This window comes from Pseudoalteromonas rubra, from assembly GCF_005887095.1.
Taxonomy (GTDB): Bacteria; Pseudomonadota; Gammaproteobacteria; order Enterobacterales; family Alteromonadaceae; genus Pseudoalteromonas; species Pseudoalteromonas rubra_E.
The window spans coordinates 40,232-55,807 of sequence record NZ_PNCI01000006.1; the positions used below are offsets into that span (position 1 = coordinate 40,232).

The 15,576-nt window shown below is 42.1% G+C and carries 5 protein-coding genes; all 5 read left to right on the forward strand.

What is annotated here, in order from left to right:
- Window positions 1–152: 152 nt before the first annotated feature.
- The 5 genes from gcvP to CWB99_RS02510 all read left to right on the forward strand — a co-directional run bounded on the left by gcvP (window position 153) and on the right by CWB99_RS02510 (window position 15,108).
- Window positions 153–3,050, forward strand: a complete 2,898-nt coding sequence (gcvP, locus tag CWB99_RS02490; protein WP_138552842.1) for an aminomethyl-transferring glycine dehydrogenase — start codon at window positions 153–155, stop codon at window positions 3,048–3,050.
- 185 nt (window positions 3,051–3,235) lie between these two features.
- Complete coding sequence (locus tag CWB99_RS02495) at window positions 3,236–4,738, forward strand: sigma 54-interacting transcriptional regulator (protein WP_138552843.1); 1,503 nt, start codon at window positions 3,236–3,238, stop codon at window positions 4,736–4,738.
- Between the two features lie 210 nt (window positions 4,739–4,948).
- Entirely contained in the window at window positions 4,949–5,494 is a 546-nt protein-coding gene (locus CWB99_RS02500) for a DUF7004 family protein (protein ID WP_138552844.1), read from the forward strand.
- A gap of 15 nt (window positions 5,495–5,509) precedes the next feature.
- Window positions 5,510–8,848, forward strand: coding sequence for an STY4851/ECs_5259 family protein (locus CWB99_RS02505; protein ID WP_138552845.1), 3,339 nt, complete (start codon window positions 5,510–5,512; stop codon window positions 8,846–8,848).
- A gap of 2 nt (window positions 8,849–8,850) precedes the next feature.
- The gene (locus CWB99_RS02510; RefSeq protein WP_138552846.1) at window positions 8,851–15,108 is read left to right on the forward strand and encodes a DEAD/DEAH box helicase; all 6,258 of its coding nucleotides are present in this window, start codon (window positions 8,851–8,853) and stop codon (window positions 15,106–15,108) included.
- The last annotated feature ends 468 nt before the right edge of the window (window positions 15,109–15,576 follow it).

A 15,576-nucleotide genomic window follows, 5' to 3' on the forward strand; every position in this document is an offset into this window, starting at 1 on the left:
TTTTATAGTTGTGCCACAACGTTAAGGCGTGGCAACACCGTTAAACTCTGTGACTGTTACCAAGGTATTTTCGTCGCACTGTGCATAAAGGTGCAGGTCGTCGAACAACAGTGACACCCCCATTTTTACTTGGATCATAGGAATCTGGACACATGTCAAACGCCAAATCTCTTGAACAACTAGAGCAAAAGCAAGACTTTATTCGTCGCCATATCGGCCCGAGCCCGGCTCAGGTGAGTGACATGCTTGCTGCGCTTGGAGTATCGAGTGTTGAAGAGCTGATCGGTCAGACAGTACCTAGCTCAATCCGTTTAGAGCAAGGCCTGCAAATTGGTGAAAGCCGTACCGAAGTAGAAACGCTGAGCTATCTAAAATCTGTAGCAAGCAAAAACAAAGTCTTCAAATCTTACATCGGTCAGGGTTATCACCCGACACACGTGCCTAACGTTATCTTGCGTAACGTACTGGAAAACCCAGGCTGGTATACAGCTTATACGCCGTATCAGCCAGAGATTGCACAAGGCCGTCTTGAGTCTTTGCTTAACTTCCAGACTATGACCATGGACATCACTGGCCTTGACCTGGCCAGTGCGTCACTGCTTGACGAATCAACCGCAGCAGCCGAAGCCATGGCGCTGGCTAAGCGTGTTTCTAAAGCGAAAAAAGCGAACCTGTTCTTTATTGCAGAAGACGTACATACACAAACCATCGACGTAGTCACCACTCGTGCCGAGCAGTTTGGTTTTGAAGTGATCGTTGGTCCTGCAAGCGAAGCGGCAAACCACGAGATTTTCGGTGCCCTGTTCCAGTATCCAACGACTTCAGGTGAAGTGGTCGATATCACAGACATCATCGCACAAGTACAAAGCAAAAAAGCGATTGCCTGTGTGGCCGCTGACATCATGAGCTTAATGCTACTGAAAGCACCAGGTAAACTGGGCGCAGACGTGGTACTGGGTTCTGCACAGCGCTTTGGTGTACCTATGGGTTACGGTGGTCCACACGCTGCGTTCTTTGCAACACGTGATGCATACAAGCGTTCACTGCCAGGCCGTATCATTGGTGTATCGAAAGACCGTTTGGGTAACGACGCACTGCGTATGGCAATGCAAACGCGCGAGCAGCACATCCGCCGCGAAAAAGCCAACTCAAACATTTGTACAGCGCAGGTACTGCTGGCCAACATGGCTGCATTCTATGCGGTGTACCACGGTCCACAGGGCCTGAAAACCATTGCCGAGCGCATTAACCGTTTCGCCAGCATTCTGGCAACCGGCCTGAAAGCCAAAGGCGTAGCACTGAAGCACGATACCTGGTTCGACACCATCACAGTGGTTGCTAACGATGCTGACAAAGACGCAGTAGTCGCGCGCGCCGTTGCAAACGAAGTCAACTTTGCCATCAACCACGCTGGCGAGTACTCGATTGCGCTGAACGAAACGACGACCCGCGGTGACATCGCAGAACTGTTCGACATCATCCTGGGCGAAGGCCATGGTTTAGATGTAGCTGCACTGGACAGCGAAGTTGCTGCAAACAACATCACAGGTATTCCGGCGAGCCTGGTACGTGATGACGAAGTACTGACGCACGACAACTTCAACAGCTACCACAGCGAAACTGAGATGCTGCGTTACATCAAGCGTCTTGAGAACAAAGATCTGGCACTGAACCACTCTATGATCTCTCTGGGTTCTTGTACCATGAAGCTGAACGCGACCGCTGAGATGATCCCGGTCACCTGGCCTGAGTTCGCTGAACTGCACCCATTCTGCCCGTTAGAGCAGGCACAGGGTTATCAGGTCATGATGACTGAGTTGCACGACTGGCTGGTGAACATCACAGGCTACGACGCAGTATCACTGCAACCTAACTCAGGTGCGCAGGGTGAATACGCGGGTCTTATCGCGATTCGTAAATACCACGAGTCACGCGGCGAAGGTCACCGTAACGTGTGTCTAATCCCAAGCTCTGCGCACGGTACTAACCCTGCGTCGGCGCAGATGGCCAGCATGAAAGTAGTTGTGGTTGGTTGTGACAGCGACGGTAACATTGACCTGGACGATCTGCGCGCGAAGGCAGAAGATGTGTCTGAGAACCTGTCTTGTATCATGGTTACTTACCCGTCAACCCACGGTGTATACGAAGAAGCCATCCGTGAAGTGTGTGACATCGTTCACCAGCACGGCGGCCAGGTTTACATGGACGGCGCGAACATGAACGCACAGGTTGGTGTAACCAGCCCGGGCTCAATTGGTTCTGACGTATCGCACCTGAACCTGCATAAAACATTCTGTATTCCGCACGGTGGTGGTGGCCCGGGAGTTGGTCCTATCGGTGTTAAATCGCACCTTGCGCCATTTATGCCTAACCACAGCGTGATCAAAGTAGCGGGCACCAACGAAGGTAACGGTGCAGTTTCTGCGGCACCTTATGGCTCAGCAGCCATCCTGCCAATCTCATGGGCGTATATTGCCATGATGGGTAGCGAAGGCCTGAAGCAGGCCACTGAAATGGCCATCGTAAACGCCAACTACCTGACAGAGAAATTAAGTAAGCACTATCCGGTACTCTACCGTGGCCGCAACGACCGCGTTGCCCACGAGTGTATTATCGACCTGCGCCCGCTGAAAGAAGCCTCTGGCATCACAGAAATGGACGTAGCGAAGCGTCTGATGGACTACGGTTTCCACGCGCCGACTATGTCATTCCCGGTTGCTGGTACGCTGATGATCGAGCCAACGGAATCTGAGTCTAAGGTAGAAATCGACCGTTTCATCGAAGCCATGATCTCTATCCGCGCTGAAATCGCCAAAGTAGAAAACGGCGAATGGTCAGTAGAGAACAACCCACTGGTGTTCGCACCACACACCCAGGCAGACGTACTGGGCAACGAGTGGGATCGTGCCTACGACCGCCTCGCAGCAGCCTTCCCGGTTGCAAGTGTTGCTAAAGACAAGTTCTGGCCAACGGTAACCCGTATCGACGACGTATACGGCGACCGTAACCTTATTTGTTCTTGCCCAGCTGTTGAGACTTATGCTGAGTAAGTGAATTTTTGTGGCGATCAACAATTAAGTTTGTGAACGCAACAATTAAAAATGTGAATGCAATTAAGATTGTGAACGCATAAATAAGAAAAGGCGAACTAGAAATGGTTCGCCTTTTTTAATGGGTAAAAATTTTTATTTCATGTAAGATGATTTACAAACGAATAAAAATAAGCAATTGGATAGTGCATACACTTTTTACGTGGCTTGGTAATCGCGATATTGAAAACATGGAGCAAGAGCAAAACGCGGCTATTGTTTCACTTGCAACAAAATCTGAAGTTCCATTTGATAAAATCGTTATTCTTTCTAATAAAGATGAAGCTAAGTGGGATTTGTTTGAACGCTTTTTGAAAAAGCGCATGGCGATGATAAGCAGACCATCTGAAGATATTAAAATTCACTTGGCGCAAATTCAGAGTCCAATTGACTACCAATCTATCTCAGTTGAAACAGAAAAGTGGATCACAAAGTTGTCTGAAGAGTCTGACACGCTCTCAATCAACCTAACATCTGGCACACCAGCAATGACAACCCTTTCGGTGCTTCATGGCAAGGGAAAGTCCAATACCCGCTTTGTGCAATCGTCCCCTAAAAACGTTATTGAAGAAGTCGAAATACCGCTGGATTTCGGTAAAGAATACGTAAGGTCTGCCTCAAAGAACATTGCTCATACAGCGACCTCATTACCTAAGGTACAAAAGGCATTTTCAGAATTAACTGCCAGGTCAAAAACAATGACCGATGTGGTTGAAAAAGCTAAAAGAATAGCTGCATCTGAAGTTCCAGCACTTATCTTAGGTGAAACTGGCACTGGTAAAGAGCTAATGGCAAATGCTATTCACAAAGGTAGCCTAAGAGGCAACAAGCCTATAAGAGCCGTAAACTGTGGTGCGCTTGCTGAAAATATAGTTGATTCAACACTCTTTGGTCATAAAAAAGGGGCGTTTACTGGCGCAGATAAAGATTATGCAGGTCTATTTGAGCAAGCTAACGGTGGAACCTTATTTTTAGATGAAGTTGGTGAATTAAAGCCCGATATACAAATTAAGCTTCTAAGGGCATTACAGCAAGGTGAAATTACCAGACTTGGTGATACGAAAACCATTAATGTCGATGTGCGCGTTATTGCTGCTACTCACCAAGATTTGACCACCTTGATTGAACAAGGGGATTTTCGTGAAGATCTTTTTTATCGATTAGCAGTGGGCATTATCAATATGCCATCACTTAGAGATCGACTTGAAGATATTCCAATCATAGTTGAACAACTGACAGAACAAATTAATGAGTCGGGGTCCAAGCACCCAAACTACATAAGTAAAAAAGTTTCCGAAAATGGAATTAAATTTATTTTATCGCAATCATGGCTAGGCAATATTCGTGAATTATGGAGCACATTGAACAGGGCTTTTCTCTGGACAGATGCAAAATTGGTAGGTGAAAAGGAACTGTCTCACGCGACCATAAATAGAAGGCTTGGTGCGCAAAATAATGATGTTAGGCTGTCTTTTAACGATAAAGTGGACATAGTTCAACTAACTGAAAATTATCAAAAGAAATATGTTGAAGCAGCATTGAAAGCAAGCGGGAATGTGAAGAAGCACGCAACCCAAATGTTGGGATTAAAAGATCATCAAACGCTAACAAATTGGATGAAGCGTCTTGGTATAGACGTTGATAAATAAAAATATTGGATTGCTACTTGTTAAAGCAAGCTAACTGGCATTATGTATTTAAAGAATGCTAGAAAGTAAAAAAACTTACTTAAAGGTAAAAATGTTAACTATCTTGGTTGTTTTTTTGTTTTAATATATTGATTTTTAATTGTTTTTAAATTGGCTTGTTTTTGGCATTACTAAAGCTTAGATGCGATGTACATCAATCTGGAGGCTAGTATGTCATTTATTATCAATGAAAACTTTAATACTAAATCAACGTTAATCGCACACCTGCAAGACGGTACACGGTTTGTATTTTCACAAGGTAGATTTGACCGTTGGTGTATTTACCATGTTCGGGAGAACAAAGCTCATGCAGTCAGGGATGAGGAAGTATTTATGATGATGAGTCATTACGCCTCTGGGCACACTCGCTTTTTGCTTTATCGGGATTTTTTGAGCATATTCAATGAAGTGACAAATCACGTTAATTATGATTTAGTTGAAAAAATTGTACATATTTCAAGGTCTTACCCAAGACCTCAAGAGGTGCAATTCATTCTGTTATTTTTATATGCTGGAATGATAGCCGAGGAAAACAAAGAAAAAGCAATTCTAAAAAAATTTATCAAGCGTTTAGGTGTACACCAGGTGCTTATTGAGGGAATGAGCCCAACAGTTGCGGCTAATTATTCAAGAGGTAAGCGATGGCGCGAGCTGGAGTTAGAGTGTCAGGTTAGAGGGTTCTATGCTGATTATGACATTCTGAAGTTAAGCGCATAAAAGGAGGTAGCGATTATGGAAAAGAATATATTAGCAACAACGAGCACATTAGTAACACCATCAGACTTTATTATTTCCCTACTAAATAAAAGAGGACTAAATACGCCTACTGGCCAACCTCTTTTTGCCTATCAAGTATCTCACGATGAATATATATCTCTGCGTGATGTAACAAAGCGTTTTTATCCTAAGACATCTGTAACAGCCTCACGACACACTCATTGGGCGGCTTGCTTTGTGTTGTTTTGTGCTGAGTGGTACCGGAGGGAATATCAGGCACAAGATGGATGGCAATGGTCCCCTATTTGGCAGGAGTTGAACTTTCAATTAGACCCAAGTGATATCCGCCAGATAGTCCCAATGGGGTTGGAGACTTACTGGAAGAGAACTGTTCGCCGTTTTGAAGTGTCCGGTGCCAGAACCTTCTTGGGGTCAGTATTTATTGAAGGAGGTTTGCCATTCCAACTTATACGCCAGTCCGACAATAAATTTGGCTTTTTGGTTTGGCGAGTCTTGAAAAATTATTACCAAGTCGAACTATTAGGGATTGAGTTATCTGAACTCATCAGGCTAAATGTCGGTTACTTACCTACTGTTTTTTCAGAATCAGAAAGTGTAGAGCTTATCGCCAGTTTGATCCGAAATTTAATGCGTTTAGGTAACGAAGTGGACCTTAATAACTTGGATCTAAGGCCTTCTCAACAGTTAGATAAACTTGTGCCGAATTGGCGAGAACAATTTCCCATTCCTTTGGACAACGAAACGGGGCATGAGCTTTTAAATAACTGGCTTGAGAAGGCAAGTACCGCAAGTCAATCGATAAAAAACATTCAGACTAAGCTAACTTGTGAGCATTTCTTTGACATTGACACTTTAAAAATAAAATCCAAGGTCACGTTTCCCAAAAATCTTAGTTTTGACATTGACCGCTCACAAGTTAGTTCAACAAGATTAGAACTTGGACTTAATGAGGGTGTAAAAAAGGCGGCGCAATTAGGGAGCGCTTATGCTCAATTTGATGAGCGCGTATGTAAAGTCAGACCAAGATCAAAAAGCGTTGTTGTTAATCGAGATAATCTATACACACCACTATTTGTCGAATTATCTGAGTCTGGTATTTGCAGAGACCGGCAGGAAATCAGGGCTTCTGCAATTCCCTTAGGCGAAATACCTATCGGTTTTGAAAAGACTGAAAATGGATTCAGTTGCTGCGGTCAGGCTAGTTTTAGTGTCAAAACAAAAACGATTTATGTACTTGTATCGGGTAATGCCGAGTTAGAAGTGTTGGGGGGAAACTGTGAACTAGAAAAGACATTGTTTTTGCGCGAAAAAAAACTGAAATGGTATAAAATGTTTGGCGAAATCCGTGTTTACGATAATGGCAACAGATATCGCATTTGCACAAATTCTACCCATAACAGCACAGGTGCATTTGAGTTGTTGGGGCTGGAATTGCAATGGGAGACTAAACCAACACGAGTTTATAAAGGCATGCCAAGAGTAGTATTGCCAGACGCAGACAATCAAAATGCGCCAAATACATTTGAGTTTCTTAACGACAGGCCTTTACATGAACTAAAAACACACGAAAAGTACGGTGTTCATACTTTTAGCCTGAAAAATTCCGAGGGTGATGTTCTATTAAAAAGAAAGATAGGTGTGCTGCCAGAAGATCTGACTATGAAATTTCACTCTACGCAACGAAGCGTTGAACTGCACATCACTACTGCTGCAACGATTTTCGTAGAAGTTATGGCTGACAATGTACATAGTGAATACTCAAAGCAAGAGCAAACCCATATTTATTCTTTGGAGGTTAATGACAAGCCGCCATCTACTATCAAGCTGTTTTTGAACGCCAACCTTGCCTCCGACCCAATTGATATAACTCTACCATTTCCGGCTGCTGGAATATTCGGTTTTAATAGTAAAGGAGATGAACTTAGTTCTTCACTTACTGTACCTCAGTTACTTGGTTCTGAGGTATTGCTTTACTCGGCAAAAGATTATGTTGAAACCTATATTTTGTCCGTATCGCTTAAACCTATTACTCGTAATTCGCCGAGATTTGAATCCAAAATTAAAGTTGGAAATCGCCCAGTTACTGTCAGCCTCTATAGCTTTAAAGACAGAATAATGGAGCTTTTTGCGTTATGCGCACTGGAGGAAGGAATTGACGCTGAAGTTGAAATTGAAATACGTAATGGCATCAATGCTAAGAAGTACAATGTCAGAAAATACATTACAAAAATTGAAATAGACGCAAAACACAATATCGTCTCTTTCAACAGCGATAGTGAGGTTGATACTTTTAGTGAGCAGCCTCAAACACTTAGAATTGCAGAGCCTGAGAGACACACTTTACCTCTTCCGCCAAAGAAACTCGGTGACATTTTGTTTGATCGTTTTGAATTGCCGCCAGCAATGTTTAAGGGCGATGTTTGGATGATCATTCCTGGACGTGGAAACGACCTTGCTTTTAGACCACGGTTATTTAGTTTGGGACATGAAGTCGACAATGTTGAAACACGAGAGATTGATACCCTTCAATCAGCAGTAAGAGCATATCACCCTGTTTCTAATCCAGGTGTCATCGGTAAGGTTATATCTGAGATGGGGAAAAATATTGAGCATCGCAGTTGGGGGTATCTCAGAACACTTTGGACTGAAACTAACTACCTTCCTCTTTCAACTTTTCAAGTGTGGCACGAACTAGCTAAAGATGATCGAGCTTTAACATTAGCACTTTTTGTTTTTGAAATGAACGAAGAGTTTATTCAAAAATTGGACATAGAGTTTCCCATTTTTTGGGAAATGATAAAGATTGATGATTGGAAATTGGCAATCGAACAATATAGGGCATTTATTGGTCGTTTTTTGCCAGATAGCAACATTGTAACAGCCCGTTTGAGTGAGCTTTTTTCAAACCTGACAAGTTGTGTTTCTTCATTCCCAGACCCGTTTGCTCATTACTTGGTTCAAGGCGAGTTTGAGACAGTGTTAGAGGTTGCTCAAGCAAAGGTTCTTGTAAATCAATGTTGGCTCCAAGATCTTCGTCGCATACATGCTGATTCCAAATGGCCAGATATGTTAAATACACCATTTTTAAAGGCTGCAAGAGCCTGTAAAGCTGTTGGATTTATGGAATGCGAGCCATATCAAACGTCAGCTGTTTATTATCCTGCTATTTGTGCGGCTATTGCTATGGGTATGATGCAGATAGAAGACTATGTTCGAGTCGATGCCAACGCCATATATGAAATGAAAAAATTACGCGATTTTGATCGTGATTGGTTCAGTGCTGCATTCAGCTATTTTGTCAGTGCTTATGAAAATCAGAATAAAGGGAGTTAACCATGAAATATTTCACAAGCCTTGTTGAGCAATCAATCAATCGAGCTAAAGAGTCTACACTGGGTGTGTTGGGGATCACTAGCCCTAATTTAAGAAAACACCTTCAACAGCAGATGTCTAAAGAGTGTGGCACTCCCGGTTCGTTCTTAGCAGATCCGGTGATGGAACATACATTTGGATGGGAGCAAGCAAAGGAGTTCACGCTGGGAGGTCTTTCTAATAATAATGGTTTGCTTTCCGGTCCTATAGTGGAGTCATTGAATCGAGAAAAGGTGAAAAGTATAGAAGGTAAAGAGATCGAGAATCGGTATCGATTTGCAGCTCATTTTTCACCGTATACTCACCAGCTAGCAAGTTGGCAAACGCTATTGGGAGACAAGCCTCAGTCCGTAATTGTTACCAGCGGTACGGGTTCAGGTAAAACGGAATGTTTTATGGTACCGGTTTTGGAAGATCTTTATCGCGAGTTCGCGCAGTCAAAGGGTAAACTTATTGGAGTTCGCGCAATTTTTCTTTACCCGTTAAATGCATTAATAAACTCTCAGCGTGAAAGGCTAAATGCATGGACTCAATCATTTGGCGATAATGTCCGTTATTGTTTGTACAACGGAAATACGCCTGAAAAAATGCGAACCGTCCGTGACAAGCAAAAAGAGCGACCAAATGAAATATTATCGCGTGAGTTAATGAGAGAAGAACCAGCTCCAATACTTGTTACAAACGGCACAATGCTAGAATACATGTTGGTTCGAAACATCGATGCGCCAATTGTCCAAACATCCCGGAAAGAAAAATCTCTTAGGTGGATAATATTGGACGAAGCTCACTCATACATCGGATCTCAGGCCGCAGAGTTATCGATGCAATTGCGCCGTGTTATTCAGGCTTTTGGCGTAGACGCCAAAGATGTTCGTTTTGTAGCAACATCGGCAACCATTGCCGATAAGAATGCTCATCAACAGTTAAAGACTTATCTGGCAGGTCTTGCAAATGTATCTGAAGAGCAAATTGTTGTTATAGACGGCAACAGGGCTATTCCATCATTGCCATCTGCTTTAAGCGCCCACCATTCTCTAGAAGAATTATTAGCAATTGATAGTTCAGAGGAAGTGTCTAGTGAACGCTTTAATAAGTTATGTGAGTCACCAATAGCTCGCGAAATAAGGCATAAGTTTGTAACGAGTGATAGAGCTTTGAAGCTTACAGAGTTACGCGAACATTTGGAATTATGTTTCCCAAGTGAAACAGTGGATGAATCGGTTATTCTACAATGGATTGATCTACTGACAGGTACCAAGGGCGAAGAGAATCAAGAGGCCTTTCTTAAGATTAGAGCACATTTTTTTCAGTCAATGTTGAATGGTTTGTGGAGTTGTATTAACCCTAAATGCGAGGAAAAATCAGGCACTTCACTGCAAGACCATTGGCCATTTGGATTTGTTTATACACGCCAACGTAGCCGTTGTGAATGTGGGGCTCCTGTATGTGAAGTAGCGCTTTGCGATGATTGCAATTCGCCACACCTTCTCGCAGTTGAAAAGCATGATGGTACATTAACGCAACGAGATCTATTTATATCGGACGAGTTTGCTTTATTACTTGATACTGAAGAAGTAGAGGAAGTCGACGAATCCAACATTTCACATAACAAAAAAACCATCTACCCAGTAACACTAAGAGCAGAGCCGGATAAAGCAGGTGATTACATTGAAGTCAATATTGATAAGACAACAGCTTCAATTGGAACAGCGAATGACCCTATCCCGTTATATCTTTTACAAGACTATGAAAATGAGTGTGGTGGGTGCGGATTTAAAGGTGTTCGAGGACAAAAAGCGATTCGACGGGCCATTCTTGGTTCTCCATTTTACGTAGCTAATGCCGTTCCTACGATTTTAGAATATTGTCCAGATCACCAGCCTGACGTTGATAATAAATTATCACCAGCAGAGCTTCCAGGGCGAGGTCGAAAACTAATTACGTTCACAGATAGTCGTCAGGGAACAGCCAGAATGGCCGTTAGGATGCAGCAGGAGGCGGAACGAAGTCGACTCAGAGGATTATTGTTTGAGATTCTCCAGAACAAACAATTATCTGAAACTTCTTCTAATGATGGCCCAACAGACGACGAAATTGCTCAACAAAAGCAAGCGATTACGGCCTTGAAAATGGCAGGTCAACACGAATTTGCGGCAAAGCTTGAAAACCAACTTAACCAACAAGAGTCTATAAACAACGGTCTTAAACCTGTTGTGGTTAGCTGGCCAGAAATGGTTGATTTGCTATCAGAAAAAGCGGATATAAAATACTCCATTCTCAAATATAACAAATATGCCAACCCTGAATTGTTTGATGATAGTTTGGGTGCTAAAACGTTGGCCAAAATGTTGTTAATTCGGGAGTTCGCGAGACGACCAAAGCGACAAAATAACTTGGAAACCCAAGGTATAGTTAAACTAGGATATATCGGCTTGGAAAGCATAACAGCACTGCCAGAACGTTGGGTCGAACATGGATTTTCACTGCAAGATTGGCTGGATTTTTTGAAGGTCAGTCTGGATTTTTTCGTAAGAGAAAATACCTTTACGCTTCTGGACCCAAGGTTGTTGAAATGGGTAGGTTTCCGCTTCTTTCCCAAAAAGTTACTTAATCCTCAATCAAATGAAATTGAAAGCGATAGGATCAAAAAGTGGCCTCAGATCTCAAAACAACATCGCAGTCGATTAGGAAAGATGCTGCTTATAGCTGCAAAATTGGATGCCAGTGATAGTACTGCAATCGACATAGTGAACGAGTGGCTGAAGTCTGCTTGGAATGCTCTTACTACAAGAAGAATCTTGGATAACGAAGGTAACCAATTCTATTTAAATCCAGAAAAAATTACTTTTTCATTCTCGGACACCAGTTATGTTTGTCCAAATACAAATAAGCTTATCGATACGACTTTCAAGGGTTTGACGCCTTACCTTCCTCACAACATTGAAGCTAGCAACATACTCTGTGAAAAAGTGCCTATTCCAGCTTTTTGGATGTTTGATATATCTCAAGAGGATTATTCGCGAGGGTTAAGCAAGATGCGTGAGCTAGTGCATCAAGACGCTGGTATTGAAGCACTCCGGGAGCAAAGCTTGTGGACAGATATTAATGATAGGACTGTAGAGAAAGGCTTTTACTATAGGACCGCAGAGCACTCAGCTCAACAATCAGCAGATCGATTACAAGCATACGAAGGTGAATTCAAAAAGGGAAACATTAACGTATTAAATTGCTCAACCACCATGGAAATGGGTGTTGATATAGGTGGTATTTCAGCTGTTGTGATGAATAATGTTCCTCCCCATCCTGCAAATTATCTCCAAAGGGCGGGTCGTGCTGGTCGAAGTAAAGAGTCTCGAGCAATCACACATACATTATGTAAAAGTAATCCTCATGACAGACAAGCTTTCAGTGAACCATTATGGCCATTTATAACTACAATACCTGCACCGCATATTTCTCTTAATTCAGAGAGATTAGTATATAGGCATGTAAACTCATTATTACTTGCTGAGTTTCTTCAACACGTTGTAGGGTATACAGAGAAAGAAAAAACTGCATTAAATCTACAATGGTTTTTTGAGCCAGACGAGAGCCGACAGTCAGTTTGCGAGCGATTTACGGCATGGCTGGATACTAGTTTTGATGTTGTTGAAGCAAAGATTATAAAACTGGTGCAGGGCACTGCGCTTGAAAGCCATGAGCCCATAAGGATAGTTAACAACACTATAGGGCAGATTAACACACTGCAACGAAAGTGGGCTAATCAATTCAATGATCTATCTAATAAATTGAAAAATGCAGTAAAAGATTCTCCTTTTGAATACCGCATTGAATTAGAGCTTGCACGTCATCGTTCAGAATATTTGCTAAAGGAGTTGACTGCAAAGACTTTTTTACCAGGATATGGGTTTCCAACGGACGTTGTTACTTTGGACAATACCAATATTGTTGATTATAGGCGTGCCAAGCAAGGAAAAAATAAACCTAAAGAAAATCGAGAAGATAATATTTCTCAATTAAGAGAAATGCCAAGCCGCAATTTGGCGGTTGCCATTCGTGAATATGCGCCGGGCTCTCAACTTGTAATTGATGGTAGAGTATTTAAATCTGCTGGTATTTCATTGAACTGGCAGAAGTTTGGCGAACGCGGTGGTGAAAAATTTGACCTAGCTTGGAAGTGTGGAAGATGTGGGCAGACCGGTTTAGAAGGTAACGTTGTCGATGAATCAGAGTTAGAATGCTACTCATGTGGACATCTAGTGGCGCTTTCACCAAACTCAGAACTAAAGAAAACCTTGCAACCAACAGGCTTTGTTACAGACTTCTTTGAAGAACCAAGCAATGACATTAGTTCCCAAAAATATGTACCTGTTCAACCAGCCTGGTTATCGGTTTCTGGAAAATACCAGCCATTGCCTAACCCTCTAGTTGGTCGCATGCGAGTAGGTTCTAATGCTCAGCTATTCCAGCATTCATCTGGTGAACACGGTCATGGATATGCGGTTTGTTTGAGTTGCGGAAAAGCAGAGTCGATGTCAGCTGATGGTGAGTACCCAAGAGAATTACAACCAAATGAAAAGCACCGTCCTATCCTGTCCACACCCAAGTCAAAAGACGATAATAAGTTTGATGAAAGATGTGATGGGAATCTTCAAAAAGAAATTCATCTTGGCTGTTCCAGCTATACTGATGCTTTTGAACTGGTATTAAAGCACCCTGTTACAGGTGAGTTAATCGCCAATACCGAAGAAGGTAAAACCATTGCGTTGACGTTAGCTGTAGCGCTAAGAAATGCTCTTGCTGGAAAGAGAGGTATATCTACTTCTGAAATAGGATATTTAGTTAAGGCTGGTATCGATGAGTTGTCAAACCTTCCTGGAATGGTTATCCAACTATATGACACTCTTTCTGGTGGAGCTGGTTTCGCCTCAAGTGCAGCTGAAGACATCAATGTTTTGTTACGTAAAATGCATGAGGAGTTGAAATGCGTAGATAGCTGCGAGGAGGCTTGTTCATCATGTTTGTTAGACTCCAACACTCGCCATGATGCTAATAGCTTAAATAGAAATGCAGCACTCGATTGGTTAGGTGATGACTTTAATCTTTTTCTAAACCTTCCTGCTGAGTACCAGTATTTGCCTGACGCTGAATACTGTCATCATTCTATCAAGGAGGAAATTTCTCGCAGGGTAAGCAAAGGTGCCAATAAAGTTTTCATTTGGCTATCAGCAAATTCAAATGAGTGGGATCTCAATGCTAGACAAGTCCATAGATACGTAGAGCAGCTTGTTGAGTATTATAACGTCTCGCTAAGTATGGTTTTGCCTGCGACAAAGCTATCAAAATCTGAACAGCAGATATTAAAACGTTATCAAGAGTTAGGTGTGGCATTGGTTACTACATCCACTGTTGCAGAAAATGGGGGTTGCTTAGCAGTAGCTGTTGGAAGAGATGAGCAAATGTATGGCATAGCTGTACAAAACGAATCGCCATTAGTCCCTTGCAGTAACTGGTTAGATATTGATTCAGGTTGCATGGTGGTAACCGCATCACTTGCTAATACTCCAATTTGGACTGATGTCGATACCTCTGATTGGCAAGAGTTTAAAGCAGGGGGAAGAATTGAGATTAAGTCGGAGCTTAATGGTCGAGTTAATCAATTTGGAAAAAAATTATGGAGTACTATCGAAGGTAAGTATTCGAGTATCAATCAGAAAGTTGCTAGTGTTGGGGTAGAGTCAATTGAGTATACAGACAGGTACATTCAGTCACCCTGGAGTATTATTTTATTGGGAGAAGTAATGCGTGGTCTTGGTAGTCTGGATAATACATCTTTTTCAATTAACACGTTGTTTAATCCAAAAGACAGGACTGGCAGGCGGCTACATGACGACTGGGATTGTCAGGATGAATTTAAGCAAGTTGTAGATATTTGGTTCGCAAAAGGGATTTCTTTGCCAGTTAAACTTACTATTCATCAGAAGAGAGCAAACGTTCCTCATCGAAGAGAGTTGATTTTAACATTCAAGGATGGCGAACAATATTCAATAGCTTTTGATCAAGGAGTTGGTTATTGGTCTCATGAAGTCAGTCGAGAACTTTTTCAATTTGAATTTACTGAGGTACACAAGCAACTTGAGCAAATGATCAAAGTTTGGTCATTAGGCCAAGTAAAAAATAGTGCAGATTGGCCATCTGTTCTATATGTAAATAAACTTTAGGCACGTTTTAAATTAAATTGTGAAAAAGAGCTCAACCTTTTTTGGGGGCTCTTTTTCAAGTTATTACCCGTGAATTAGGGAAAAATACATTATTGTCTGAAAATTTTTTAAAAATGTCTTAAATTTTTTCATTTTTTGATCCGAAAAAAACTTCCACAACAAAATCATTGTTTCCTCCCAAGTAAATCATAAAGTTAGCAAATCGCGCTAAAAAGCACCGTTGATATATTTCAATCATAGGCTCTATTTTGAATTGAAAATCACAACAAAAGTGTTGTTTTTCAATGTTTTGGGTTGGTTTGGTGACTTGTCTTTTATTGAAAAATGATCAACGATCATATTGTTTGGATCGTGTTTACGGTGTTTTTCAAGTTAGCCCCCTATGGCAGGATAGTTGTCACTCCTAAAATTTAACCAATTGGGGCGGTCAGGTGTAAGTGTGCCTCGTTAGTCATCACTGAAAAACAC